Origin of the sequence: Virgifigura deserti (genome assembly GCA_003576685.1) — a bacterium.
Taxonomy (GTDB): Bacteria; Pseudomonadota; Alphaproteobacteria; order Dongiales; family Dongiaceae; genus Virgifigura; species Virgifigura deserti.
The window spans coordinates 180,954-205,711 of record QOZR01000003.1 but is presented as its reverse complement, the minus strand read 5'-3'; the positions used below and the strand labels follow the sequence as shown (position 1 = coordinate 205,711).

The window sequence follows — 24,758 nt, the reverse complement described above, 5'->3', positions numbered from 1 at the left end:
CAGCTTTATTCGGCAGTCTGCTCTTCCGGCTCTCCTGCTCTCAGAACGACCGCTGCCTGGCCGGGAATCCGCCAGTTCTCCTCCGTTTCGAGCGGTGCGGTGCCGCGGCCGCCATAGTCGGGCGATTCGCTCGACCATAGGATCGTCCAGGTGCCGCCCGGGGGCGGGACGAGAAGCGGCTCCGGCGCCGGGTCGAGATGCAGGTCGCGGCCGAGATTGACGATCAGGAGTCGGTCGCCGTCTCGGTCGTGGAAGAAATAGCGCAGCAGGAAAGCCTCCGGCCCCAGAACGGCGCCGTCGATGCCGCCGGCTATGCGGGCGCTGAAAACCGGATCATTTCGCCGCAGTGCAAGCAGGTCCCGATGCAGTGCGTAGATCTCGCCCTGGCTCTCTCGCTCCGACAGGTTCAGCTTGCACTGCTCGAACATCGCGGGATCGCCGGGGTCTGGAAGAGCGCCGGCAATCTCCGGCGCTTTCAGGCTGCGAAACTGCGCCAGGAACTCCCGGCGGCCTTTGCGGACTCCGGCGGCGAGTCCCGGGTCATGGTCGGCGAAATAGGTGAAAGGCGTTGAGGCGGCGAACTCCTGTCCCTGGAACAGCATCGGCGTACCCGGCGCCAACAGCAGAAACGCCGTCATCGCCCGATAGCGACCAGGACTGGTCAGGAGATGGACACGCCGGCCGCGCGCAGAGTTGGCGACCTGATCGTGATTCTGGAGGTAGTTCACGAACGCTGCCGGCTCGATGTCGAGGCTCGGCGTTCCGCGGCGCCGGTTCTGCCATTTGTAGCGCTGCCCTTGGTAGAGAAAGCCCCATTTGGCGGTCGACACGAACTCCTGCGGGTTGCCCAGATAGTCGGTGTAATAGGCCTCCCTGCGTCCGGTGAGCGCGACCATGGCGCTGTGGTGGAAATCGTCGTTCCAGACGGCGTCGAGCCCGTAGCCGCCCGCAGCCGGCGAGTGAACCAGCTTCGCGTCCTGCGGCTCGTTCTCGCCGATGATCAGCGTGGATCGCCCCGGCGCCGTCTCCCGTACGACGCGCGCCACGGCAGCGACGATGTTCTCGGACGACCGGTCGAACATCTGCTGTGTGGCATCGAGGCGCAAGCCGTCGAGATGGAATTCTTCGATCCAGTAGCGCGCGTTGCTAAGGAAAAACTCTCGCACCGGGCCGGAATTGGGGCCGTCGAAGTTGATCGCCTCGCCCCATTCGTTCTCATACCGATCGGTAAAATAGTCTACGCTGAAATCCTTCAGATAGTTCCCGGCCGGCCCGAGGTGATTGTATACGACGTCGAGAATGACGCCGATGCCTGCACCATGCGCCTGGTCGACGAACCGGCGGAACGAGTCGGGGCTGCCGTAGAGCCGCGTCGGCGCGAACAGACCGACGCCATCATAGCCCCAGCCGAATCGGCCGGAAAACTCAGCCACTGGCATCATCGCGATCACCGTGACTCCCAGCGACGCGAGTTCCGGAAGCTCGCGCGTGGCCGCCTCCCAGGTTCCCTCGTGGGTGAAGGTGCCGACATGCAACTCGTAGAGAACCAGGTCATGACGACCGACGCCGCGCCAGTCGCCGTCCGTCCAGCGAAAGCTGCGTGGATCGACTAGCATCGAGGGTCCGTCGACCCCCTCCGGCTGACAGCGGGAGGCGGGATCGGGATAGAGCCGATCATCGTCGTCCAGGCGAAAGCGGTAGAGCGTGCCGGCTTTCGCCCTGTGGACCGAGGCGGCGAAGTATCCGGAACCATCGGCTTCCAGCGTCACGGTGTCGCCTTCGGTGACCACTGCGACCTGACGGCGGCGTGGCGCCCAGACCCGGAAGTGCACGCCGCCATCGGACAGAATTTCGGCGCCGACCGGCAGAGTCCGTTGCGAGGAGTCCTCGCGCTCCGCAGGAGACGGCGAGGCGGCATTCTCAACCACGGCGGTTCTCGTTCGTGGTGATAATCGACGTACAACACGGCCGGCGGTAGAAGGTTTCCGGCCGCCTTTCCGCAGCATCGACGCGTTGTCTGGATCAATCGGACCAAGCTGGCGTTTGTTATTCGGATGCCGTTCCGGGAGCACCGCCATGGCTAGAGACCTGACGTCGACTCTGCGGATGCCACCAGCCCGGGTCAGTCCGACGAAGGCCGCATTCTCGCCGACCGTGATGGTCGCGATCATCGCGATGATCGTGGCGGCGCTCTATTTCGGTCAGGAAATCCTGGTCCCGCTTGCCCTTGCGATCCTGGTCAGCTTTGCGCTCGCCCCGTTCGTGATCCGTCTGCGCAAATGGGGGCTGGGGCGCGTGCCTTCGGTCCTCGCCGTCGTTCTGCTCTTGTTTGCGCTGCTGATCGGCTTCGGCTCGGTCGTCGCCATTCAGATTGTCGATCTGGCCGACAATCTGCCGACTTACGAGTACAACATCCGGAATAAGATCCGCTCCGTGAAGGCGGCGGCTCCTGACGGCGGTGTCGTCGAGCGCACCTCGGAGATGCTGCGGGACCTCAACCAGGAGCTCAAGGAGGCGACGGAAGACCCGGTCGAGGGCACGGTCGGACGGGCCACGCCTGAGGGACGGCTCGATGTGGTTGAAGCGGTCCCGGTCGAAGTCCGTGAACCGGAGCCGCCGCCGCTCCAGGCGCTGCAGGACGTTACCGGTCCGCTCATCGGGCCACTGACGACAGGCGGGCTCGTGCTGGTCTTCGTCATCTTCATGCTGCTGCAGCGCGAGGATCTGCGGGACCGTCTCATCCGGTTGGTGGGCTCCCACGACGTTCGCCGCACGACCGAGGCGATGGACGATGCCGGGCAGCGGATCAGCCGCTATCTCCTGATGCAGCTGATCATCAACATTCTCTATGGCATTCCCGTCGGAGTCGGGCTGTACCTGATCGGCGTGCCCAACCCGATTCTGTGGGGATTGCTGGCGACCGTCCTCCGCTTCGTTCCCTATCTCGGTCCGGCGATCGCGGCCCTGTTCCCGATCGCCCTGTCCTTCGCCGTCGACTCCGGCTGGACGATGCCGCTGCTGACCATCGGGTTGTTCCTGATGCTGGAGCTGTTCAGCAACAACGTGCTCGAGCCCTGGCTCTATGGCTCGAGCACCGGCCTGTCACCGGTCGCGGTCATCGTCGCGGCCGTCTTCTGGACGATGCTTTGGGGACCGATCGGCCTGCTTCTGGCTACCCCGCTCACGGTCTGTCTGGTCGTGCTCGGGCATCATGTCCCGCAACTCCAGTTCTTCGACGTGCTGCTGGGCAATGAGCCGGCGCTGCCAGCCGAGGTGAAGTTCTACCAGCGCATGCTGGCCCGCGATCCGGACGAGGCGGCCGAACTCGCTGAGGAGTACATCGAGGACAAGCCGCTCGCCGACGTCTATGACGCCGTGATCGTGCCCGCCCTGGGCTTCGCCGATCAGGATCGGCTGCGGGGCGGCCTGGATCGCGAGGCCGTGCGCGGCGTGTCCGAGGACGCCCTCGAGGTGATCGACTACTTGGCGGAAGAAGAGATCACGGCGGAAGGTCCGACGGATGACGGGGCGGCGGCGGTGGATCGGCCCTCCGAGGAGACACCCATCCTGTGCATCGGTGCGCGCAACTGTCTGGATGAGGCGGCCGCGGCGATGCTTGCACACCTGCTCGCGCGCCGCGGCCTAAGCGCCAAGGTTCTGCCGAACGACGTCGTCTCCATCCGCAAGCTGTCCCGGCTGGAGCGCGACGGTGTCACGCTGATCTGTCTCTCCTATGTCAATCCCGCGGCCGTGCAGCACGCCCGGCGGCTGATCCGTCGCCTGCGCCAGCATTTCGGACCGAACGTCCGGCTCATGGTCGGACTCTGGAACGCCGAGCTTTCCGATGGTGAACCGCAGGAGGTTATCGCGGCCATGGGGGCGGATCTGCTCGCGACCTCTCTGCGTCAGGGGGTGAGGCAGGTCGAAACCGAGGTGAAGACCGCTGCGCCAGGCGACGTACCAAGCTCATCTGCGGTCTGACGATCGGCAAAGCGCCGTTCCGGGTCAGGGCCCGGTGGGCTCGATCGCGAGCTCCGAGGTTGCCGGCTCATCCGCGACCTCCTTGATCGCCTCGGTGGCGGCGCGAATCGGCCGCTGTGACCGGCCCTCCGGCTTCAGCTCGAGCAGCAATAGCGAGCGCCCTGCTGCCTGATAGGCGTCGCCCGTCGAAAATCCGGGTGGCTGGGTCTGCTCCGGCAGATTCGTATCGATCAGGCATAGCCACTCGCCGCCGCCCGCCACTTCCGGCAGCGTGAACGGCACGACATCGTGGTGTGCGTTGACGACGAGCAGCAGAGTCGTATCCGCCGCGGGCCGCCGGATGCCGGTCGCCTGGGCGCGGCCATCCAGGAGCATGCCGAGACAGCGCGCCTGCGGATCGTTCCATTGCTCGGTCTGCATCTCGAGGCCGGCCGGCGTCAGCCAGGTAACGTCCTTCACGTCGAGCTCGGTATTGTGTTCGCCGGTGAAGAAGCGGCCCCGCCGTAGCAGCGGCAGTGCGCGGCGCAGGGCGATGAGCCGTTGCGTGAAGGTGATCAGGTCCCGGTCGTCGTCGTCTATATCCTCCCATTTGACCCAGCTGATCTCGTTATCCTGGGCATAGCTGTTGTTGTTGCCCGACTGGGTGCGGCCGAATTCGTCGCCGGCCAGGATCATCGGCGTTCCCTGGGAGAGCAACAGCGTCGACAGCATGTTGCGCTTCTGCCGTTCGCGCAGCGCGTTGATCTCTGGGTCGTCGGTCGGACCCTCCACGCCGTGGTTCCAGCTGTGATTGCTGGAGTGGCCGTCGCGGTTGTCCTCGCCGTTGGCCTCGTTGTGCTTGTCGTTGTAGGAGACAAGATCATGCAGGGTGAAGCCATCATGCGCGGTGATGAAATTGACGCTCGCCCACGGACGCCGGCCGCGCCGGTTGAAAAAGTCGCCGGAGCCGGCCATTCGTGAGGCCAGCTCCGCCATCTTGCCTTCGTCACCCTTCCAGTAGGCGCGCACCGTGTCGCGATAGCGATCGTTCCACTCGGCCCAGCCGGGCGGGAACTTGCCGACCTGGTAGCCCCCGGGGCCGATATCCCAAGGCTCGGCGATCAGCTTCACGCGCGACAGGATGGGATCCTGGCGACAGCTGTCGAGGAAGCCGCCGCCCTCGTCGAACCCATAAGGCTCGCGCGCGAGAATGGTCGCCAGATCGAACCGGAAGCCGTCGACCCGCATCTCGGTCGCCCAATAACGCAAGGAGTCGGTGACCATCTGCAGCACACGCGGGTGGCTGAGATTCAGCGTGTTTCCCGTGCCCGTGTCGTTGATGTAATAGCGCGGATTGTCCGGCATCAGCCGGTAATAGGAGGCATTGTCGATCCCCTTGAAGGACAGGGTCGGTCCTCTCTCGTTGCCCTCGGCCGTATGATTGTAGACGACGTCGAGGATCACCTCGATGCCGGCCTCGTGGAAATGGGCGACCATCTCCTTGAACTCGTTCAGGAAGGGTGTCGCCATATAGCGCGGATCGGGGGCGAAAAAGCCGATCGAGTTGTAGCCCCAGAAGTTCCGAAGCCCGCGTTCCAGCAGATGCCGATCGTCGATAAAGGCGTGAATAGGAAGCAGCTCGATCGAGGTGATCCCCAGCGCCTTGATGTAATCGACCACCTCATAATGGCCGAGGCCGGAAAAGGTGCCGCGGAGTTGCTGCGGCACGGCGGGATGGAGCATGGTGTAGCCGCGCACATGCGTCTCGTAGAAGATCGTGCGCTCCCAGGGGATGCGCGGGGATTGAACGGTGCCCCAGGTGAAGGCCGGGTCGACGACTCGGCATTTCGGCATGCAGGCGGCGCTGTCCCGACGATCGAAGGACAGGTCCTCCCGCGAGGACCCGATCCGATAGCCGAACAGCGCGTCCGACCAGCGCAACCCGCCGACCAGCGCCTTCGCATAGGGGTCGAGCAGCAGCTTGTTGGAGTTGAAACGGTGCCCCGCCGCCGGTTCGTACGGGCCATGGACGCGATAGGCGTAAACGGTGCCGGGCCGTGCCTCCGGCAGATAGCCGTGCCAGACCTCGTCGGTATATTCGGGCAGCTCGATCCGCTCCAGTTCGCGCCGGCCGTCATTGTCGAACAGGCACAGCTCGACCTTCGTCGCATGCGCCGAGAACAGGGCGAAATTGACGCCCAGCCCGTCCCAGGTGGCGCCCAGCGGCACCGGGAGCCCCTCGCGAAGGCGGGACGGGCGGAGAGTTTCAGGCTTGCTCGGCTTGGCGCTCATCAGTTTCTCTCCAATTCGTAATGTCGCGCGTTTGCCGTGAGATGAGCCGGCAGGGAACGCCGACTATGAACATTTGCACTGCCTGAGACGTTCCGTTGCGGTTCATCGGGCCGTTGCGGTTCATCGGGCCCGGCGCATCGGACCATCTGGACCCGGAGGCTGTATAGTTCGATATGGCTTCCATGTTTCTCTGCGACCACATGCTGATCCGCCTTGGCCGGTGGTTGCGGGCGGCTGGCTACGACACCGCCATTGCTAGCGGGGCGGCAAGTGATCGCGCGCTTCTCGCCCAGGCGGTCGCTGAGAATCGGCTGGTCGTCACGCGCGACCGGAAGCTGGGCGAGTTCCGCGAGGCGCCCGGCCGCGTCCTTCTGCTCCGCGCCGGCACGATCGAGGCCTGCGCGGCCGAGCTGACAGAACGGCGGGCGATCGATTGGCTATACCGGCCCTTCACCCGGTGCCTCGACTGCAACATGCCGCTCCTGCCGGTCTCGCCGGAGCTTTGGCAATCCGTGCCGGAAACCTCGCGCGCGACAGGCGGCGATCTCCGCTGCTGCCCGCAATGCCGAAAGCTTTATTGGCCGGGCGGGCATGTCCGCCGCATGCGCCACAGGCTCGAACGGTGGCGGAACAGCGACTTCGTGGAGACGATCGACGAAACCCGTCAAATGTGACGCAACGCTTCCCGGCTCCCGGTGTTAAGGCCAAGAGACATTGATGGAGGAACAGGGAATGGCCGTCACGACAGCCGCGAACCGCGGCGCGCCGGTGCCGCGGTACGCGCGTCGCTCCAATGGGCTCTGGGACGTCAATATGGGCGGGGCGGAACGCTTGGCGTCGCTGCTGGGGGCGGGGGCGCTCGTCTATCTCGGCTGGCGCCGCCGCGGCGCTCTTGGCACCGGCCTGATGGCGCTTGGCGGGTGGCTGGCGGTGCGCGGCGCGACCGGGCATTCGTTCGCCTATCAGGCGCTCGGCCTCGCGCCCGATGCGGAGGAGCGGCAGATTGCCGATCAACGCGGCTGGTCCAGCGCGGTCAATATCGAGCGGTCCATCACGATCAAGCGGCCGCGCGACGAACTTTACCGCTTCTATCGGAACTTCGAGAACCTGCCGCGCTTCATGACGCATATCGAACGGATCGACCCGCTGTCGGACCGACGCTCCCACTGGGTCGTGAGGGCGCCTGCTGGCCGCAAGGTCGAATGGGACGCCGAGATCGAGGACGAGCGGGAGAACGAGCGAATCGCCTGGCGTTCGATCGAGGGTGGGGACATCCGGAACACCGGCGTCGTGGAGTTTCGCGACGCACCGGGCGATCGAGGAACCGAAATTCGTGTGCGGTTGAGCTACGAACCGCCGATGGGCCCACTCGGCCGGGGCGTCGCCATGCTGTTCCGGGAAGAGCCCGGACAGCAGGCGCATGACGATCTGCGTCATCTCAAGCAGCTCATGGAAGCCGGCGAGATTCCCACGACCGAGGGGCAGCCCTCCGGCCGCTGGTAAGCCAGCCTTAAGGCTGCATCACGATCTTGATGCAGTGGTCCTGCTTCTCGCGGAAGGTCCGGTAGCCGGCCGGCGCGTCGTCGAGCCGCAGCCGGTGCGTGATCACGAAGGAGGGATCGATCTCGCCCTTCTCGATCCGTTTAAGCAGCGGTTTCATATATTTGTGCATGTGCGTCTGTCCCGTCTTCAGCGTCAACCCCTTGGCGAAGGCGGCCCCGAATGGGACTTTGTCGAGGAACCCGCCATAGACGCCGGGAACCGATACCGTGCCGCCCTTGCGGCAGGCCAGAATCGCTTGGCGCAGCACATGCGGGCGATCGGTGGCGAGATAGATCGAGGCCTTTGCCTTGTCCCAGATCGCGTCGATGCTACCGGTCCCGTGCGCCTCGACGCCGACTGCGTCGATGCAGGCGTCGGGACCACGCCCGCCGGTCATCTGCATGAGCCGATCATGGACGTCCTCGGCATCGAAATCGATCGTCTCCGCGCCCCCTTGCTCCTCGGCCATCTCCAGCCGCTCGGGTACGCGGTCGATGGCGATGACGCGCTCGGCGCCGAGCAGATAGGCGCTCTTGATGGCGAACTGGCCAACCGGGCCGCAGCCCCAGACGGCAACGGTGTCGCCTGGCTGGATATTGCAGTTCTCTGCCGCCATGTAGCCGGTCGGGAAGATGTCGGACAGGAACAATACCTGCTCGTCCGACAGGCTTTCCGGAACTTTGATCGGCCCGGTGTCGGCGAAGGGCACCCGGACATACTCAGCCTGTCCGCCGGCATAGCCGCCGAGCAGATGCGAGTAGCCGAAAAGACCGGAAGGTGATTGGCCGTAAAGAGTCTCGGCCATCCCGGCGTTGGGGTTCGAGTTGTCGCAGAGTGACCACAGATCCTTCTCGCAGAAGAAGCATCGGCCGCAGGAGATGGTGAAGGGAACGACGACGCGATCGCCTCTCTTCAGCGCCCCGTTTTCCCTCCCGACATCGACCACCTCGCCCATGAACTCGTGGCCGAGGATATCGCCGCTCCGCATCGTCGGGATGTAGCCGTCATAGAGATGGAGGTCGGAACCACAGATCGCGGTGCTCGTGACCCTGACTATGGCATCGCGGGGGTTGAGGATCTCGGGATCGGGAACGGTGTCCACCCGGACGTCGCCGGTTCCGTGCCAGCACAGCGCTTTCATCGAACCTCCTGGGCTATTGGGTGGATCGGCCTGAGGCAAAGCCTTCATCGAGCATGACCACCTCTTCCCTGACAACAGGCGGTGTCGGACTTTGTTCCGGCGGGCATATTCTCCGGCTCTCAAACGGCGCCATAGGCTTTCCACGGGAACCGCAGGGTCAGGACGCCGAACCAGATCATGAGGATCAGCAGGACCAGCGCGAGGAACGCGGTGCCGCTCGGATAGAAACCCCAGCGCCGGCTGTAGGGCCAGACCGGAATCATCGCGAACCAGAGAATCAGCAGAATGGTGAGGAGACCGAAGCCCAGCATGAGTCCTCTTTAGCCAATTGCATCCAATGCCTTCACCGCCGGCGTCACAGACCTTGGAACAAGATCAGCGGAATGAGAGTTCCGTTCCTATCGTCCCGTGTTTTCCGACAGGGTAAGAGTAAGATGTCTGATACCGACCAACCGCCTCCGCCCGGAGGTTACCTCCGTGATCCGGGTCCCGCCGGTCCCGAGGAGCATCGGCAGGAAGCCCTTGAGCGGATCGCCGCCGCGCTGGAGGGACTGCGCGCCGAGCTTACGGAGATCAAGAAGCTTCTGAGCCAGGGCCGCCCGTGAAGTGGCGGTATGATCGAGGTCACGTTTCTCGGCACGGCGGCGAGCATACCGAGCGCCGAGCGCGGACTCTCGTCACTGCTGGTCCGGCAGGGCGGGGAACGCTTCCTGGTCGATTGCGGCGAGGGGACTCAGCGCCAGCTCATCAGGAGCGGCATTGGCTTTCGACGGCTCGACCGTGTGCTGCTGACCCACGGCCATCTGGATCACCTCCTCGGCCTCGGCGGGTTGGCGGGGACGATCAATTTGTGGCGAACGACGGATCGGCTCACGATTCATGCCGGGGCCGCCGCGCTGCGCCTCGCCCGGACGTTGCTGCTCGACGTGACCTGGCCTGCCGGTCCGCCGCCGCTCGCCCTGGAGTTCGTCGAGGTCCTGTCCGGCCCGATCTACGAGAGCGAGGCGCTCCGGGTGACCGCGTTCCCCGTCCGCCACCACGCGCCGGACTGCTTCGGCTTTCTTTTCGAGGAGCGGCGGCATCAACCGTTGATTCGTGCGCGGCTCGAGGAACTCGGCGTGCCGTCCGGTCCCGAGCGAGCCCGGCTCGCCGGCGGAGAGCCGGTTACCCTGCCCGATGGCCGACATGTCGATCCGGAGGATGTGCTGGGCCCGGCAAAACCGGGCGCGAGGCTCGCGGTCATCGGTGATACCGAAAGCGTCGAGGATTTGGTCGATCATGTCCGCGATGCCGATGCGCTGGTCATCGAGTCGACCTTTCTCGATACTGATGCCGACAAGGCCCGGGCGCGCAGCCATCTGACGATCGGGCAGGCGGCATGGCTCGCCAGGACCGCCGGGATCGAGCGGCTCTATCTGACGCACATCTCCAGCCGCTACCGCTTGGCGGATATCGAGGCGGAAGCCGCCGCCGCGTTCCCTCGGGTCAGTGTCGCCCGAGATTTCGACCGCTTTCAGGTTTGACTCTACTCGTCGCTGTCTCTCTCGGCGACGGGCTCGTCCGGCTGACCATAGGCGATCCGATAGATCACGCCGTTGGTATCGTCTCCGACCAGGAGCGATCCGGCCGGCATCGCCGCCAGCCCGACCGGCCGGCCGAACATCCCATGGGCGCCGTCTTCCTGCTCGATCAGAAAGCCGGTGAGGAACGGCTCGAAGGCAACCGGCTTGCCGTCTTGGAAGGCGATGCGCACAACCTCATAGCCGCTCGGCGGCTTGCGGTTCCACGAGCCGCGCATCACGAGGAAGGCATCGTTTCGGTATTCCTCCGGGAACTGCGTTCCGGTATAGAAGGTCATCTGCATCGGCGCGCTACGCGCGGTATGGAGCCGCACTGGCTCTTCGCTTTGCTCGGCCCATTCCTGTGGGGGGCACCACTCGGCGGCTCGTCGGTCGGTTCGAGCTTGGCCGGCTCGTAGACATGCCCGACGATCTCCACGTCGGTTGTCTTCGCCGCGTTCTGTGCCAGTACCGGAACCGCCGCCGAGGCGGCCACGAAGAACACCATAAAACCCGTTGTTCGCGGCCCATGACGGTTTTCCCCTAGGTCTGCTGCCGGGCGCGTCCCTCGGTGTCTCATCACTGTTGGAACATGAGCCATCGCGTTACGGTTCCGGCGCTATATCGGTAGTGGAACCTTCCTCCGGCACGACCTGTTTTGTAAGGGAGCGCGGCCGCAACACACCTGGCTTGGCTGCGGCGTCGGAGAGGGGGTGAACGGCCGAATGACATCTCCGCATGACGCCCGGTCCGACCGTCCGCCATCAGCGACGTCACCTTCAAGGGAGGCCTCGGCTTCGAGTGCCAAACGGGGGGATGGCAGTTCGGCCGCCCGAATGCTCGCGGCGATCGCGATCACCGCGCTCTTGCTTCTGCTCCTATGGATCGCCGGAACTGTTCTGCTGACTCTCTTTGCCGGAGTCCTGGTCGGGATTCTGCTCGGCGGGCTGGGACATTGGTTGAACCAGCACAGTCCGCTTTCCGAAGGCTGGGCACTCGCCATCGTGTCGGTTGCGCTCGCGATCTTCATCGGCGGCGGCTTGTGGTTGCTCGCGCCGAACATCACTGGGCAGTGGGATCAACTCGGGAGCAGCCTCACGACGGCGGCGAACCGCATTCGGACCTTTCTCTCCCAGCATGGCTGGGGCGGGGCAGTCCTCGACAGCCTGTCACCACAGGACCTAACGGCGGATCTGCGGTCGATCGTGAACCGCATTTTGGGAGTCGCCTACTCGTTCATCGGCGCGATCGGGTCGATCGCGATCATCCTCTTCATCGGGATCTACACGGCGGCAAGCCCGGATCTCTACAAGACCGGCATCGTTCGCTTGTTTCCCTTGCGCCACCGCCCGCGTGCGGTCGAGGTCTTGGAGGAGATCGCCCACATGCTGCGGCGTTGGCTGCTGGGCCGGTTCATCTCGATGCTGGTTGTCGGCGCGATGACGGCGGTCGGCCTTTGGCTGATCGGCATGCCCTGGGCTCTGGCCTTGGGCGTGCTTACGGGCTTACTCGACTTCATTCCCTATATCGGGCCGATCATTGCCGGCGCACTGGCGCTGCTCGCCGCCTTCGCGCAGGGATCGTCGCAGCTCTTCTATGTCTTTCTGCTCTATTTCGCTATCCAGATGATCGAGAGCTATCTGGTGACACCACTGGTTCAGCAGCGCGCCGTGCTGATGCCGCCGGCCTTGCTGCTGTCGGTGCAGGTCCTGCTGGGCGTGTTCTTCGGGATCGCCGGCGTGGCTCTGGCGACGCCGCTTGCGGTCGTCGGGCTGGTGGTCACGAAGATGGTCTATATCCATGACATTCTGGGTGACCGGTCCGACGAGGAGTCGCCACGGAAGTGAGGCCGGGCGCTTCCGGAACCATCCGCCGCATCTGCCGTTTTCGATGATAGTGCAACTGGATAGACGGGTTGCCGCGGCGCTGTGTAGAAGCGTAGGACGGCCGTGGCGCTTGCTCCGGAGTCTGCCGATATGGTCGATTTCGAAACGGCGCGTGCGCAGATGGTCCGGCGGCAAATTGCCGGGCGCGGCATCACCGATTCCCGGGTGCTGGATGCGATGCGGACCGTGCCCCGCGAAGCCTTCGTGACCGAAAGCTTGGCCGAATTCGCCTATGACGATTCGCCGCTGCCGATCGAAGAGGGCCAGACGATCTCGCAGCCTCTAGTTGTTGCCGAGATGATCGCCGCCGCTGCAGTCGGGCCCGCGGACCGTGTGCTGGATGTCGGTACGGGGTCCGGCTATTCGGCGGCCGTCCTCAGCCGGATCGCCGCGGAGGTCTATACGATCGAACGGCATGAAGGTCTCTCGGAGAGTGCGCGCCGGCGCTTCGAGTGGCTCGGCTATGACAATATTCGCAGCCGCATCGGCGACGGCTCGCTTGGCTGGCCCGAGGAGGCACCGTTCGACGCGATCCTCGTCGCGGCGAGCGGACGGGACGTGCCCAAAGCGCTCCGCGAGCAGCTCAGGATCGGCGGGCGGCTGATCATTCCCGTCGGCGGCCGACTCGGTCGCCAGGCGCTCCTGAGGGTCCGGCGAACCGGCGAGGACGATTACCGGTCGGAGGATCTTGGCTCCGTCGCCTTCGTGCCGCTGATCGGCGAGCAGGGCTGGGCCAAGGACGACCCGAACGATGATCCGCCGCAATCGACCGCTCGCGCCGAAACCACCACCCGCCAGACGCTCGACCCCGTCGCGCTGATCCGCGATGCGGCGGAGCCGTTCGCCGAAATCGACAGCGCGGAGATCGACCGCTTTGCCGACCGGCTGCGCGATGCGCGCGTCGTCCTGATCGGCGAGGCGACGCACGGCACCTCAGAGTTCTATCGCACCCGGGCGCGGATCACACGGCGGTTGATCCAGGAGCATGGCTTCACCACCGTCGCAGTCGAGGCCGACTGGCCCGACGCGGCGCGCATCGATCAGTATGTGCGCCGTCGCGCGCCTTCTCCTGCGGAGGAGCCGGCTTTCTCCCGCTTCCCGACCTGGATGTGGCGGAACACCGACGTGCAGGACTTCGTTCACTGGCTGCACCGATACAATCAGGACGTCAACGACCCGGCCAGGCAGGCTGGGTTCTATGGCCTCGACCTCTACAGCCTTGCCGCCTCAATCGAGGCTGTTCTCGATTATCTCGATAAGGTCGATCCGGAAACCGCGCGGGTCGCGCGTGAGCGCTATGGCTGCCTCACCCCTTGGCAGCGCGATCCGGCAACCTATGGCCGGGCGGCGCTGACTCGCGGGTTCGAGACCTGCGAGGCGGCGGTCACGTCGATGCTGCAGGACCTGCTTGGGAAGCGGCTCGATTATCTGCACCGCGACAGCGAGAGCTTCCTCGACGCCGAGCAGAACGCGCGTCTCGTGGCGTCGGCGGAGCAGTATTATCGCGTCATGTATCGCGGCTCCGCTGAGTCCTGGAACCTGCGCGACCGTCATATGTTCGACACGCTCGAGGCGGTGCTTGCAGCACGGGGACATAATACCACTGCCAAGGCCGTCGTCTGGGCGCACAACTCGCATATCGGCAACGCCGCGGCGACCGAGATGGGCATTGCCCGCGGCGAGCTGAACATCGGCCAACTTTGCCGGGAGCGGTTCGGCGATGCGGCTCTCTTGGTCGGATTCGGCACCGACCACGGCACGGTCGCGGCGGCGACGGACTGGGATGGCCCCATGGAGGTCAAGCGTGTGCGTCCGTCACATGAGGACAGTTACGAGCGGCTCTGTCACGAGGCCGGTCCGGGCCGCTTCCTTCTCGATTTCCGGGCAGAAGGCCGGGAAGAGCTGCAATATGCACTGCTCCAGTCGCGGCTGGAGCGGGCCATCGGCGTCATCTACCGACCCGAGACGGAACTCTGGAGCCACTATTTCGAGGCGTCGCTGCCGCGTCAGTTCGATGCCTATATCTGGTTCGACGAGACCCGCGCCGTCGAGCCGCTATCCGCGACCCGTGTCGAAGGGATGCCGGAAACCTATCCGTTCGGACTCTGACCGCCGGGGACCACTGGGAAATTTCGGAGTACGCCTCACCGCCGACGCTATCCTCGTCGGCCGGTTCGGAATAGGATCGCTACCGTATCGGAGCCAGGGAGAGGCGGATGTCGAGCGGTCGTTCAGCATGGCCGACGCCTGTTTCGTGTCGCGCATTCTGCATCTGGGTCACTTCGCTTCTGATGCTCGGCGCGTGCGGCCTGGGCGGACCGGCTCACCAGCCGCCGCCCTCCGATATCGCGGCCGTCGTGGAGATGACCAACGGGCTGAACTTCAGCCCAGACGAAATCACCCTGCCGGCAGGCGGCACCGTCGAGTGGCGCAACACCTCCTTCTTCACCCACACCATCACGGTGGATCCGGCTCGAGCGAGCAATCCCGATGATGTGCGGCTGCCGCCCGGAGCGGAGCCGTTCGACTCCGGCGAGATTCCGGCGGGCGAGGTTTTCCGACGCCGTTTCACGACCCCGGGGACCTATCGATATGTCTGCATCCCGCATGAAGGCATGGGCATGATCGGGACGATCACCGTCGAGCCCGCGGCCTGACTGCCTCGTCTTCAAAGGTCGCCCCTTCTGCCGTCTGTGACATTTTTAGGAACTGCAGCGGCGCCTCTCCGTTGAATAGGCATAGGCGGTGCGAGATCTCGCTGTGAGCCGCCATTCCGAACCCGTGCGAGACTGCGCGGCTTCTCTCCATGAAAATGAGGAGAACATGATGAAACTCGACTTTTTGAGCACGACGACGGCTATCGCAACGGTGCTCGTGGCGTTCGCTTTCGCTCCCGCACAGGCGCAGGATACCGAGAGTTCCGAGGCTCAGAATACCGCCTCGAAGGACCCAATTGATATTACGACCTGGAACTACAGCGACCTCTATGCGGGATGGAGCGTAGAGAACTTCCTGGATGCCGACGTGTATGACGAGGATGGCGAGGAGATCGGGGAGGTCGAGGATCTCGTCGTCAATCCCGACGGCCAAGTGGAGGAACTGGTGATCGAGGCCGGCGGCTTCCTGGATATCGGCGACGCCCACTTCACGTACCCATGGCAGAATGCGGAGATCGTGAGCCCGGATCGGGTCGAGGTGGAGTTCGACGATGAGAACATCGAGAGCTACAGCCTCTTCGGCGATGTCGAAGGCGAGTCCGTCGGGCCGAGGAGCTGGCGAATTACCGAGCTGATCGACGACTACGCCGCGCTCGACGAGGGTGTGCGCTACGGCTGGGTGGACGACGTCATCATCAGCCAGCAGGGCGAGATTCAGGCCGTCGTCGTTCAGCCCGACGTGACCTATGGCGTCGGCGGCCCCTATGCTTGGCCCTATTACGGTTATGATGGCGGGTTCGATCCCGGCTTGGACTATTACAAAGTTCCTTACACCGAGGACGAAGTCGCCGATCTCGGCATCTTCGACTACGATCAGTTGGAGGGCGGCGCCGTAGCCGAGGTTGAGGAAGGCGAAACCGCCGAGTGACGCTCTGGCGACAAGGCGAGGAGAGGGCGCGGCTGCGCTCTCTTTCTCGTCGAATCGTGCGATGCTGCAACGAACGGAAATCATGGTGAGAGCCGTTTTTTCGGGCGCGGCAGGTTGGCGATCCGGACCACCGGCGCGCTGGTGGCTTTTCGCCCTGCTGCTGGCGGTGCTGCCGCCGACCGCCGGACTGGGCGCGTCGTCGCTCGACGACCTGAGGACGCTTGCCCTTGAGCTCGTGAATGGGGAGCGTCGGCAAAGGAATCTCGCGCCGCTGGAGCGGAATGAAGATCTAACGGAGGCGGCGCAACATCATGCCGAGGATATGCTGTCCCGCGACTACTTCGCTCATGAATCGCCGGAAGGCGAGACGGTGCTGGACCGCTTTGTCGCCGCGGGCGGCAATCAATGGGTCAAGGTTGCCGAGAATATAGCACGCTGTACGGAATGCAGCGCGGCGTCGAGGGAGGAGACCGTCCGCCGGTTCCATGGGGGTTGGATGGACAGCGCGCGGCATCGCGCCAACATCCTCGATCCCGAACTCCGATCCTTCGGCTTCAGCATCGTGGCGCGGAATGGCCGGCGATACGCCGTTCAGACCTTCGCCGGTCCGGGCTGCTCGCGGATGGCGGACGGCGCCCCGGCGGAACCGTTGCCGCGGGCCGACCGCGCCGCCGTCGCGCTCGACCTGATCAATCGCGTGCGGCAGGCGAACGAGGTACCGCCATTGCAGGCGAGTCCGGCGCTCACCACCGCAGCGGAGACATTGCTGCAATCCGTCGCCCGGATGAACGGCGCGGCGGATGTTCCGATGGACACCGATGCGCTCTACCGCGCGCTTCCGGAACCGCGGCAGCGCTGGCACGAGCTTGCCGTTATCGCCGCGACCTGCGGCGGTTGCGGAACCCGGCCGACCGAGGCCGATATTCGATTCTTCGAGCAGACCTGGACGGACAATCCGGAATACCGGTCCCGCCTGGTGAATCCCGACTATACGCATCTCGGCTTTGCCCTTACGGCAGACGGGCAGGGGCGAAAGACCGCCCTCGCGGTCTTCGGCCGCCGCGATTAGCGCGAGGCTGGGGATAGGCGCGTATGTCTCGGCCCGGCTCCGTCCACGACAAGCGACGTGTCGGCGGCTTCCAGACTCTATTCCGGGTCTACGACAACAGCATCATCCGAATCCGGATCCGTAATGACAGCGTCATCGTCAGAATCCGGAACTACGACCACATCCTCGTCGGTGCCGCATGCCGCCAATGCAAGTGGAGCAACAATTGCGATCCAAATGAAACGCATTCCACGCCTCCTTTGACTATCAGCATAGTACAAACGTCAGCGGTCGAGAAAAGATCCAAGACCTACTTGCCATTGTGCTTGGGTGAGACCGAACCGATATCTGGCCGAACATGTCGCTTCCGCCGATGGAGGTGCCAGGCAAGGCGTCGGGCATCGGCGGGATGACGGAGACGCCACGCGAGCGAGACCTATATCCAATAGAGCGGCATGAGCCGCGACATGCCGCTTCGAGACGCTTCGACAGCCGCAAGGGAGCCAGTCGCGATGAGCCAGCACTACACGGTCGGAATGAACATCAACGGCAACTCCAAGGTCGTGACGGTCGAGGCCGAAGACGCCTTGATCGCCGCGCTGAAGGTCAAGCACGAGAATCCGGCGGCGATGATCACCTATGCGCGGAAAAGCAATCAGCGCGGCGATCGCCGCCATCCGCACCAAGACGTCGCGGAGAGGGTGGAGTAGCTTTCTTCTGACCCGTGCGACAATTAGTCCTAGCGTTGCGGCCCGGTTCGCCGTTGCGGCGCGGACTCCCTCTCCATACAGTCTTCATCGGATAGCGAGTCCCCGACAGGGTTCCGGGGCAGTTCGAGCTATCGGCCTCTGACAGGGTTCCGGAGGCGCCTTCGTCTTCAGTCTTCAAGGCGCTTGATCGCGGCGGAACCCGGCATGCCCGATTCAATCTTCCAATCTTCGGCAAACCGGTACCGCGGCAGTGCGCCTTTGTCTGCAAAGCGTCACGCCGACGGCGACTCATCGGCGTATCGCAGGTCGAGAAGAAGGGAGTAAGCGCAGATGAACATCCACGAGTTTCAGGCCAAGCAGTTGCTGCGTGGCTATGGCGTCGCCGTCCTCGACGGCGATGTCGCCCATACGCCGCAGGAGGCGCAGGCCGCCGCCGCCGAGCTCGGCGGCTCCATCTGGGTCGTCAAGGCGCAGATCCATGCCGGCGGGCGCGGCAAGGCCGGTGGCGTCGCCGTGGTGCGCTCGCTCGGCGAGGTCGCCGCCGCGGCCGACCGGATGCTGGGTATGCGGCTCGTCACGCATCAGACCGGCCCGGACGGCAAGGAGGTCAAGCGGGTCTATATCGAGCGCGGTTGCGCCATCGCGCGCGAGCTCTATCTGGCGATGCTGGTCGATCGCAAGAGCGGTGGCGTCACCGTGATGGCGTCGACCGAAGGCGGCATGGATATCGAGACCGTGGCCGCGGAGACGCCCGACAGGATCCTCACCCTCACGCTGCCACCGGCCACGCCGCTGCAGCCCTTCCATGCCCGCAGGATCGCGCTCGCACTCGGCCTTCGCGATCGGCAGCTTTCGGCGGCGGCGAAGTTCCTGACGGCGCTGAATCGGGCCTTCACCGATCTCGACGCCAGCCTGATCGAGATCAATCCCTGGGTCGTCACGGAGGAGGGTGATCTGCTGGCGCTGGACGCAAAGGTGAGCTTCGACGACAACGCACTGTTCCGTCACCGTCGGATCGAGGAGCTGCGCGACGACGACGAGAGCGATCCGCTCGAGCTCGAAGCTGCGAGACACGACCTCAACTACGTCAAGCTCGACGGCAATATCGGCTGCATGGTCAACGGCGCCGGTCTCGCCATGGCGACCATGGACATCATCAAGCTCTATGGCGGCGAGCCCGCGAACTTCATGGATATCGCCGGCGCGGCGACGAAGGAGCGGGTCGCCACCGCCTTCCGGCTGGTTGCGTCCGACCCGTCGGTCTGCGGCATTCTCGTCAATGTCTTCGGCGGCATGATGCGTTGCAATTCGATCGCCGAGGGGATCGTCGAGGCGGCCCGCGAGGTCGGCTTCGACCGGCCGCTCGTCGTTCGCCTCGAAGGCACGAATGTCGAGCTCGGCCGGCAGATTCTAGGCCAGTCGAGCGTTCCGATCACCAGCGCGGCGACACTGTCCGACGCGGCGCAGAAGATCGTCCACGCGGTTCGCAGCTCGCAAGGGACGGGCGCTCTTCGGCTTGTGAAGGAGACTGCGTGATGGCCGTGCTCATCAATTCCGAAACGCGGGTGATCTGCCAGGGCTTCACCGGAACGCAAGGCACCTTTCATTCCGAGCAGGCGATCGCCTATGGCACAAGGATGGTCGGGGGCGTGACGCCCGGCAAAGGCGGCACGACCCATCTCGGCCTGCCGGTGTTCGATACGGTCGCCGAGGCGATGGCCGAGACCGGGGCCAACGCCTCCGTCGTCTATGTGCCGCCGCCTGTCGCCGCTGACGGCATCCTCGAGGCGATCGACGCCGAGATGCCGCTGGTGATTGCGATCACCGACGGAATCCCGGTGCATGACATGGCGCGCATCCGGCGCGAGCTCAAAGGCTCGAAGACGCGGGTCGTCGGTCCCAACTGCCCCGGCGTCATCACGCCCGGCCAGTGCAAGATCGGCATCATGCCGGGCTATGTCTACAGGCCGGGCCGGATCGGCATCGTCTCCCGCTCGGGTACGCTGTCCTACGAGGCGGGGGCCCAGACCACCGCCGTCGGGCTCGGTCAGTCGACGGTGATCGGGATCGGCGGCGACCCGGTGAACGGCACCAGCTTCGTCGACTGCCTGGAACTGTTCCTGGCCGATAATGAAACCGACGGCATCATCATGATTGGCGAGATCGGCGGCAACCCGGAAGGGGAGGCGGCCGCGTTCCTCAAGGAGTCCCGGCGGAAGAAGCCCGTCGTCGGCTTCATCGCCGGCGTCACGGCGCCGCCGGGGCGACGGATGGGCCATGCCGGGGCGATCGTCAGCGGCGGCGGCGAAAGCGCCGCTGAGAAGATCGAGGCGATGCGCAGCGCCGGCATCGCCGTCGCCGATTCGCCGGCCGAGATCGGGGCGACGATGATGCGCGTTCTGAACTAGCAAAGGGATTTAGGCCCACGGCCCCCTCCCTCCCCCGCGAAATGCGGGGGAGGGAGGGGTGGGGGTGTCGCGATAGGAACAGACATATGAATCGATGACTCCGGCGGCCGGTTTGGCTAGAACCGCTCGGAAAACGGGATCAGAAGCAGGGGAAGCAACATGCCGCGGCGGGCCGTTAAGCATCAGACCGACGAGATTGTGGCGCAGAAGGCTGCGACCGATGAGGACGCGAGCTATGGCGCCTTGCTCGCAGCGTCGAATCAGCCGTTGCTGCCGGCGCCCATCGCCTGTTTCCCCGATCGCGCGGGTGCCGAGCATGCGGCGCTGCATCGTCAGCTCGCGGATGCGCTGATCGAGTTCAAGCAGCAGACCGAACGCAACCCGCTCAGCAATCCGATACAGCTTTTGGCACTCGATGTCGGGCGGCGGATCGAGACCGGCGAGCTGTCTTACGCCGCCGTCGAGCAGATCATCCAGCGCCTTACCGCAATCGCGTTCTTCGCGCGCGCCGACCGGCTCGGCGCCTATCTCGGGGAAGGTGATCCGACCGCCAACGCGGCGCGGATCAAGACGTTGATTCGGCGCTTCGCCTTCACGGGCGAGGACGCGGAAGACGAGACGCTGGCGCCGTTCACGACGTTCAAGGCGGCGGTCGAGCGCGAACTGTTCGGAATCGTCATCACCGCCCACCCGACCTTCAGTCTTGGCGCCGGACTGATGCGCATCCAGGCGGAGCTTGCGACGGGGTGCGGCGCCGGCGGCGCGCCGCTGACGGCGGACCGGCGCCGGGCGCTGTTCGAGCAGGTGATCCAGTCGGAGCATCGGCCGGAACGAGCCCTTGACCTGCGGACGGAGCACGACCTGTCGGTCGAAGCCATCGCCAACATCCATGCGGCTTTGCGCCGCATCTATGAGAGCGTCTTCGAGGTGGCCGAGGAGCTCTATCCGGAGGATTGGCCGACGCTGTCGCCGAAGCTGCTGACGGTGGCGAGCTGGGTCGGCTATGACCTCGACGGGCGTTCCGACATCAAGTGGAGCGACAGCCTGTTCAAGCGGATGCGGCTGCAGGCCCTGCAACTGACGCATTACCGTGACAGCGTGCGGGATATCCGGCTGCGTTTCGCGCTCGGCGACGCGCTCACCGATCTTCGGCACACGCTGGAGCTGCTCGAGTCGCGTCTGGCGCTGGCGATCAAGGAAGTCGAGGACGAGATCCACGTATTCCAAGGCGCCCAGCGCGACAATGAACAGGACACTTGGCCAGAGCGGGTGCGGCAGATCGCCAAGCGCATGCATGACGGACGAGCGCTGCGGCTGATCGAATCGCAGCAGCTTCTCGATTTGATCAACCGCGCGGTTGAGCTGAGCGAGCTCCCGGCGACGAAGCGCGCCCTCTGCATCCTACGCGTGGAAATCGCCAATCACGGCCTCGGCATGGCGCACACTCATGTCCGCCTCAATGCCGCGCAGCTTCACAATGCGATCCGCAAGACCCTCGACATGGCGGTTGCGCCCGACGATCCGAGCCACCGCCGCTCCTACGTCAATGCGGTTTCGCAGCTGATCGAGCGGGTCGAGCCCGTGCAGGTGAATTTCGGCTCGATCCTCGCCGAGAAAACGTCGGCCAAGCGTCTCTTCATGCTCGTCGCGCAAATGCTGAAATATGTCGACGCGACGACGCCGGTGCGCTTCCTGATCGCCGAATGCGAGACCTCCTTCACCCTGCTGACCGCGCTCTATTATGCGAAGCTGTTCGGGGTCGAGGACAAGGTCGACATCTCGCCCCTGTTCGAAACCCTGAAGGGGTTCGAGCGCGGGGCGGGCGTAATCGAGGAATGCCTGAAGAACCCGCATTATGGAGCCTATTTGCGCCGGCGCGGCCGGCTCTGCATTCAGACTGGCTTTTCCGATGCCGGCCGCTATCTCGGCCAGATCGCGGCCGCGGCCGCCGTCGAACGGCTGCGAATGAAGCTCGGCTCGTTGCTCGTCGAACATGGATTCGGCGAGGTGCAGCTTGTGATCTTCGACACCCACGGCGAGTCGATCGGCCGCGGCGCCCACCCCTCCAGCTTCGCCGACCGGCTGAGCTACGTCGCCTCAGCCGTCAGCCGCCGGCAGTTCGAGGAGCAGGGCGTCGCCTGCAAGGAGGAAGCGAGCTTCCAGGGCGGCGACGGTTATGTCCATTTCATCACGCCCTCGATCGCCTTCACGACTGTCTGCCGCATTCTCGACTCCGCGCTGCCGCCCGCCGAATCCGACGACGATCCGTTCTACGACGACGTCGACTATCTTACCGAGTTCTTCATCACCATCCGCCAGTTCAACGAGCGCGTGATGGGCGATCCGAACTATGCGGCGCTGCTCGACGCCTTCGGCACGAACATGCTGTACCCGGCGGGATCGCGCGCCATGCGGCGCGAGCATGACGGCGGCGCGCGGATCGATCTCGCCCATCCGTCGCAGCTTCGGGCAATCCCGCACAACAGCATCCTGCAGCAGCTCGGCATGCTGGCGAACACCATCGGCGGTGTTGGGCAGGCGGTGAAGAAGGACCCGGAGCGCTTCCAGCGGCTCTATCGCGAGTCGCCCCGCTTCCGGCGCCTGTTCGCGATGGTCGAGTGGGCGTTGGAGTTCAGCGATCTCGATGTGCTGAAGGCCTATATCGACATCCTCGATCCCGGGCTGTGGCTGCAGCAGGCGGCGCACCAATCCGGCGTCGGTCGGACCGAGGCGTTGCGCCGCGTCTCGGAGCATCTGGAGGAGGTCGGCAATCACGAGAAGCTGGTGAAGATCTTCCGGATCCTGCAGAAGGACTGCCTGGACCTGCGGGCCGAGATCGCCGCCTGCTACGACACCGAGCCGCCGCCGGAACCCCTCGTGGCGGGAATCGGCAAAGATACCCGCCACAATCTGCACCTGTTGCATGCGCTGCGCATCGCGCTGATCCAGCGCATCTTCCTGCTGGCGACGCAGATTCCCGACTTTAGCGACCAGCACGGCGTCACGCCCGAGGAGCTTGCCGCCCGCATCCTGCATCTCGATATCGAGTCGGCGGTCCGGCTGCTGGCGCTGATCTTCCCGAAGGTCGACAGTCCGGAGGATGCGGGCGACTTCGGCGAGCCCGCCACCTATCGCAGCGACGAGAACCAGTCCTACGAGCAGGAGCACGCCCGCATTTTCCAGCCGATGGCCCGCCTCTACGAGCTGGTCCGCCGTGCCAGCTCCGGCATCATCCACACGGTTGGTGCGATCGGGTGATCGAGCCGGTGGCGGGGTAAGGAGACAGCGTCAACATGCCGTAATCGTGCCACGGCCATCGCCTTGTATCCATACAATGTCCCGATTGCCGAAAGCAGGCTCGCCCCAATAGAGTCATCGCATGAATCGCCCGCAGCTCTATGGCTGGCTCGTTGTCGGCCTTTGTTTCCTCGCGCTCAGCCTAGCCTTCTCCGCCCGCTCCGTCCTCGGCCTGACGATGCCGTTCCTCGAAGCCGACCTCGGCTCGTCGCGCAGCTTCGTCTCGACAGGCGGCGCCATCGCCCTGGTGCTGATGGCGGTGATCGCGCCGGTTGCCGGCAATCTGGTGGATCGGTTCGGGCCGCGCATCCTGCTCTCCGCCGGACTTGTCGCGGTCGGGATCGGCATGGTCCTGACCGCCGGCGTGACGGAGCCCTGGCAATTCATTCTGGCCTTCAGCGTGGTCGCAGGCCTGGGCTTCGGCGTCGCCGCGACCCACGTCGTCTCGACGGTCGTCAGCCTTCAGTTCGAGCGCAACCGCGGCCTAGCGGTCGGCATCGCCACCTCGGGCTCGACTGCTGGCCAACTCCTGGTCATTCCGCTGCTGGCGAGCGTGCTCGCGACGACCGGCTGGCGCTGGAGCTATCTGGCGCTCGGACTGGCCAGCCTGGCGCTGATCCCGGTGGTGCTGGTGCTGATCCGACGGCAGCGTAGCGGCGATGCAGCGGCGGCAAGTCGGCAGGCGGCGGAACCTCTGGGCAGGCGGCTGTCCTTCCTGTGGCGGAGCCCGGTGTTCCACCTTCTGTTCTGGAGCTTCACGATCTGCGGCTTCACCACGAGCGGCGTGATCGAGACGCACCTGCTGCCCTATGCCGCGGCCTGCGGCTTTCCACCGCTCGCAAGCGCCACCGCCTATGGCGTGCTGTCGGCGGTGAATCTCGGCGGCATGATGCTCGCCGGCTATCTCGCCGATCGGGTGAACCGGCCGCTGCTGCTTGGCGCCATCTATATCCTGCGCGGCCTGTCTTTCATTCTGCTGATGTTCGTCGCAAACGACCTGTCGCTCTTGTTCATCTTTGCCGTTGCGTTCGGGCTCTTCGACTATTCGACGCTGCCGGTCACGGCGAGTCTCGTGGCGAGCCATCTCGGTCTGCGCATCATGGGCTTGGCGATGGGTTTTCTGTCAGCCGGGCATTCCCTCGGCGCGGCGGCCGGGGCTTTCCTTGGCGGCTATCTATTCGATCTCTTCGCCCGCTATAGCTGGGTCTGGGTCGCGTCGGTGATTCTCGCCATCATCGCCGGACTGCTCGTCTTCGCGATTCGTGAGACACGGGACCGTACCGCCGTCGCCCTGGCCGGCGCCGAATGACTGTGGAGCCGACTGGCCGCT

General features: G+C 64.9%; 21 protein-coding genes. 15 read left to right on the top strand and 6 right to left on the bottom strand.

The window, feature by feature from the left end:
- Window positions 1-5: 5 nt before the first annotated feature.
- The gene (treZ, locus tag DT069_RS06555; RefSeq protein WP_425450056.1) at window positions 6-1,928 is read right to left on the bottom strand and encodes a malto-oligosyltrehalose trehalohydrolase; all 1,923 of its coding nucleotides are present in this window, start codon (window positions 1,926-1,928) and stop codon (window positions 6-8) included.
- A gap of 148 nt (window positions 1,929-2,076) precedes the next feature.
- Between treZ and DT069_RS06550 the strand changes: the two genes are divergently transcribed.
- Window positions 2,077-3,981: an AI-2E family transporter gene (locus tag DT069_RS06550; RefSeq protein WP_119459489.1), complete on the top strand. Its 1,905-nt coding sequence runs from the start codon at window positions 2,077-2,079 to the stop codon at window positions 3,979-3,981.
- 24 nt (window positions 3,982-4,005) lie between these two features.
- Here the strand turns inward: DT069_RS06550 and glgX are convergent, their stop codons facing one another.
- The gene (gene glgX / locus DT069_RS06545) at window positions 4,006-6,252 is read right to left on the bottom strand and encodes a glycogen debranching protein GlgX (RefSeq protein ID WP_119459488.1); all 2,247 of its coding nucleotides are present in this window, start codon (window positions 6,250-6,252) and stop codon (window positions 4,006-4,008) included.
- Between the two features lie 173 nt (window positions 6,253-6,425).
- Here glgX and DT069_RS06540 point away from each other — a divergent pair, with 173 nt between their 5' ends.
- Window positions 6,426-6,926 carry a Mut7-C RNAse domain-containing protein gene (locus DT069_RS06540; RefSeq protein ID WP_119459487.1) on the top strand — a complete coding sequence of 167 codons (501 nt, stop codon included), beginning with the start codon at window positions 6,426-6,428 and terminating at the stop codon, window positions 6,924-6,926.
- Window positions 6,927-6,984: 58 nt separating this feature from the next.
- Window positions 6,985-7,755 carry an SRPBCC family protein gene (locus DT069_RS06535; RefSeq protein ID WP_425450055.1) on the top strand — a complete coding sequence of 257 codons (771 nt, stop codon included), beginning with the start codon at window positions 6,985-6,987 and terminating at the stop codon, window positions 7,753-7,755.
- Between the two features lie 7 nt (window positions 7,756-7,762).
- Here DT069_RS06535 and DT069_RS06530 read toward each other — a convergent pair whose 3' ends face one another.
- Together DT069_RS06530 and DT069_RS06525 are read right to left on the bottom strand one after the other, a co-directional pair.
- Complete coding sequence (locus DT069_RS06530) at window positions 7,763-8,935, bottom strand: zinc-dependent alcohol dehydrogenase (RefSeq protein ID WP_119459486.1); 1,173 nt, start codon at window positions 8,933-8,935, stop codon at window positions 7,763-7,765.
- Window positions 8,936-9,054: 119 nt separating this feature from the next.
- Complete coding sequence (locus DT069_RS06525) at window positions 9,055-9,246, bottom strand: DUF3309 family protein (RefSeq protein ID WP_425450054.1); 192 nt, start codon at window positions 9,244-9,246, stop codon at window positions 9,055-9,057.
- Between the two features lie 123 nt (window positions 9,247-9,369).
- On the opposite strand from DT069_RS06525, the gene DT069_RS24570 reads away from it, so the two are divergent.
- Together DT069_RS24570 and DT069_RS06520 are read left to right on the top strand one after the other, a co-directional pair.
- Window positions 9,370-9,540, top strand: a complete 171-nt coding sequence (locus DT069_RS24570) for a hypothetical protein (RefSeq protein ID WP_162913021.1) — start codon at window positions 9,370-9,372, stop codon at window positions 9,538-9,540.
- Between the two features lie 9 nt (window positions 9,541-9,549).
- Window positions 9,550-10,458 (top strand): MBL fold metallo-hydrolase, encoded by a 909-nt coding sequence (locus tag DT069_RS06520; RefSeq protein WP_119459485.1) that lies wholly within the window; start codon window positions 9,550-9,552, stop codon window positions 10,456-10,458.
- A gap of 2 nt (window positions 10,459-10,460) precedes the next feature.
- Here DT069_RS06520 and DT069_RS06515 read toward each other — a convergent pair whose 3' ends face one another.
- Window positions 10,461-10,829, bottom strand: coding sequence for a PQQ-dependent sugar dehydrogenase (locus tag DT069_RS06515; RefSeq protein WP_162913020.1), 369 nt, complete (start codon window positions 10,827-10,829; stop codon window positions 10,461-10,463).
- 501 nt (window positions 10,830-11,330) lie between these two features.
- Here DT069_RS06515 and DT069_RS06505 point away from each other — a divergent pair.
- From DT069_RS06505 to DT069_RS06485, 5 genes are all read left to right on the top strand, one after another.
- Window positions 11,331-12,341, top strand: a complete 1,011-nt coding sequence (locus tag DT069_RS06505; protein WP_162913019.1) for an AI-2E family transporter — start codon at window positions 11,331-11,333, stop codon at window positions 12,339-12,341.
- 129 nt (window positions 12,342-12,470) lie between these two features.
- Complete coding sequence (locus tag DT069_RS06500; RefSeq protein ID WP_119459481.1) at window positions 12,471-14,489, top strand: protein-L-isoaspartate(D-aspartate) O-methyltransferase; 2,019 nt, start codon at window positions 12,471-12,473, stop codon at window positions 14,487-14,489.
- Window positions 14,490-14,671: 182 nt separating this feature from the next.
- Entirely contained in the window at window positions 14,672-15,037 is a 366-nt protein-coding gene (locus tag DT069_RS06495) for a cupredoxin domain-containing protein (protein WP_162913018.1), read from the top strand.
- A gap of 166 nt (window positions 15,038-15,203) precedes the next feature.
- Window positions 15,204-15,965, top strand: a complete 762-nt coding sequence (locus tag DT069_RS06490) for a PRC-barrel domain-containing protein (RefSeq protein ID WP_119459479.1) — start codon at window positions 15,204-15,206, stop codon at window positions 15,963-15,965.
- 61 nt (window positions 15,966-16,026) lie between these two features.
- Window positions 16,027-17,034: a CAP domain-containing protein gene (locus tag DT069_RS06485; protein ID WP_119459478.1), complete on the top strand. Its 1,008-nt coding sequence runs from the start codon at window positions 16,027-16,029 to the stop codon at window positions 17,032-17,034.
- 77 nt (window positions 17,035-17,111) lie between these two features.
- On the opposite strand, the gene DT069_RS24565 is transcribed toward DT069_RS06485, so the two are convergent.
- Window positions 17,112-17,261: a hypothetical protein gene (locus tag DT069_RS24565; protein WP_162913017.1), complete on the bottom strand. Its 150-nt coding sequence runs from the start codon at window positions 17,259-17,261 to the stop codon at window positions 17,112-17,114.
- Between the two features lie 264 nt (window positions 17,262-17,525).
- On the opposite strand from DT069_RS24565, the gene DT069_RS06480 reads away from it, so the two are divergent.
- The 5 genes from DT069_RS06480 to DT069_RS06460 all read left to right on the top strand — a co-directional run bounded on the left by DT069_RS06480 (window position 17,526) and on the right by DT069_RS06460 (window position 24,737).
- Window positions 17,526-17,723 (top strand): hypothetical protein, encoded by a 198-nt coding sequence (locus DT069_RS06480; RefSeq protein ID WP_119459477.1) that lies wholly within the window; start codon window positions 17,526-17,528, stop codon window positions 17,721-17,723.
- Between the two features lie 330 nt (window positions 17,724-18,053).
- On the top strand, window positions 18,054-19,259 hold the full coding sequence (sucC, locus tag DT069_RS06475) for an ADP-forming succinate--CoA ligase subunit beta (RefSeq protein ID WP_119459476.1): 1,206 nt from the start codon (window positions 18,054-18,056) through the stop codon (window positions 19,257-19,259).
- Window positions 19,259-20,131 carry a succinate--CoA ligase subunit alpha gene (gene sucD / locus DT069_RS06470; RefSeq protein ID WP_119459475.1) on the top strand — a complete coding sequence of 291 codons (873 nt, stop codon included), beginning with the start codon at window positions 19,259-19,261 and terminating at the stop codon, window positions 20,129-20,131. Before sucC ends, sucD begins: the two co-directional genes overlap by 1 nt.
- A 159-nt stretch (window positions 20,132-20,290) precedes the next feature.
- Window positions 20,291-23,389, top strand: a complete 3,099-nt coding sequence (locus DT069_RS06465) for a phosphoenolpyruvate carboxylase (protein WP_119459474.1) — start codon at window positions 20,291-20,293, stop codon at window positions 23,387-23,389.
- Between the two features lie 121 nt (window positions 23,390-23,510).
- A complete protein-coding gene (locus tag DT069_RS06460) occupies window positions 23,511-24,737 on the top strand; it encodes an MFS transporter (protein ID WP_119459473.1) in 1,227 nt (408 codons plus the stop codon).
- The last annotated feature ends 21 nt before the right edge of the window (window positions 24,738-24,758 follow it).

Excerpts from the sequence above, each read along its gene's own strand:
- DT069_RS06505 (WP_162913019.1), top strand. The coding sequence starts at position 11,331 with ATGCTCGCGGCGATCGCGATCACCGCGCTCTTGCTTCTGCTCCTATGG.
- DT069_RS06480 (WP_119459477.1), top strand. The coding sequence starts at position 17,526 with ATGAGCCAGCACTACACGGTCGGAATGAACATCAACGGCAACTCCAAG.
- DT069_RS06460 (WP_119459473.1), top strand. The coding sequence starts at position 23,511 with ATGAATCGCCCGCAGCTCTATGGCTGGCTCGTTGTCGGCCTTTGTTTC.
- glgX (WP_119459488.1), bottom strand. The coding sequence starts at position 6,252 with ATGAGCGCCAAGCCGAGCAAGCCTGAAACTCTCCGCCCGTCCCGCCTT.
- DT069_RS06485 (WP_119459478.1), top strand. The coding sequence starts at position 16,027 with ATGCTGCAACGAACGGAAATCATGGTGAGAGCCGTTTTTTCGGGCGCG.
- DT069_RS06500 (WP_119459481.1), top strand. The coding sequence starts at position 12,471 with ATGGTCGATTTCGAAACGGCGCGTGCGCAGATGGTCCGGCGGCAAATT.
- DT069_RS06525 (WP_425450054.1), bottom strand. The coding sequence starts at position 9,246 with ATGCTGGGCTTCGGTCTCCTCACCATTCTGCTGATTCTCTGGTTCGCG.
- DT069_RS06520 (WP_119459485.1), top strand. The coding sequence starts at position 9,550 with ATGATCGAGGTCACGTTTCTCGGCACGGCGGCGAGCATACCGAGCGCC.
- DT069_RS24565 (WP_162913017.1), bottom strand. The coding sequence starts at position 17,261 with ATGCGTTTCATTTGGATCGCAATTGTTGCTCCACTTGCATTGGCGGCA.
- DT069_RS06540 (WP_119459487.1), top strand. The coding sequence starts at position 6,426 with ATGGCTTCCATGTTTCTCTGCGACCACATGCTGATCCGCCTTGGCCGG.
- DT069_RS06495 (WP_162913018.1), top strand. The coding sequence starts at position 14,672 with ATGCTCGGCGCGTGCGGCCTGGGCGGACCGGCTCACCAGCCGCCGCCC.
- DT069_RS06530 (WP_119459486.1), bottom strand. The coding sequence starts at position 8,935 with ATGAAAGCGCTGTGCTGGCACGGAACCGGCGACGTCCGGGTGGACACC.
- DT069_RS06490 (WP_119459479.1), top strand. The coding sequence starts at position 15,204 with ATGATGAAACTCGACTTTTTGAGCACGACGACGGCTATCGCAACGGTG.
- DT069_RS06550 (WP_119459489.1), top strand. The coding sequence starts at position 2,077 with ATGGCTAGAGACCTGACGTCGACTCTGCGGATGCCACCAGCCCGGGTC.
- sucD (WP_119459475.1), top strand. The coding sequence starts at position 19,259 with ATGGCCGTGCTCATCAATTCCGAAACGCGGGTGATCTGCCAGGGCTTC.
- DT069_RS06535 (WP_425450055.1), top strand. The coding sequence starts at position 6,985 with ATGGCCGTCACGACAGCCGCGAACCGCGGCGCGCCGGTGCCGCGGTAC.
- sucC (WP_119459476.1), top strand. The coding sequence starts at position 18,054 with ATGAACATCCACGAGTTTCAGGCCAAGCAGTTGCTGCGTGGCTATGGC.
- DT069_RS24570 (WP_162913021.1), top strand. The coding sequence starts at position 9,370 with ATGTCTGATACCGACCAACCGCCTCCGCCCGGAGGTTACCTCCGTGAT.
- DT069_RS06465 (WP_119459474.1), top strand. The coding sequence starts at position 20,291 with ATGCCGCGGCGGGCCGTTAAGCATCAGACCGACGAGATTGTGGCGCAG.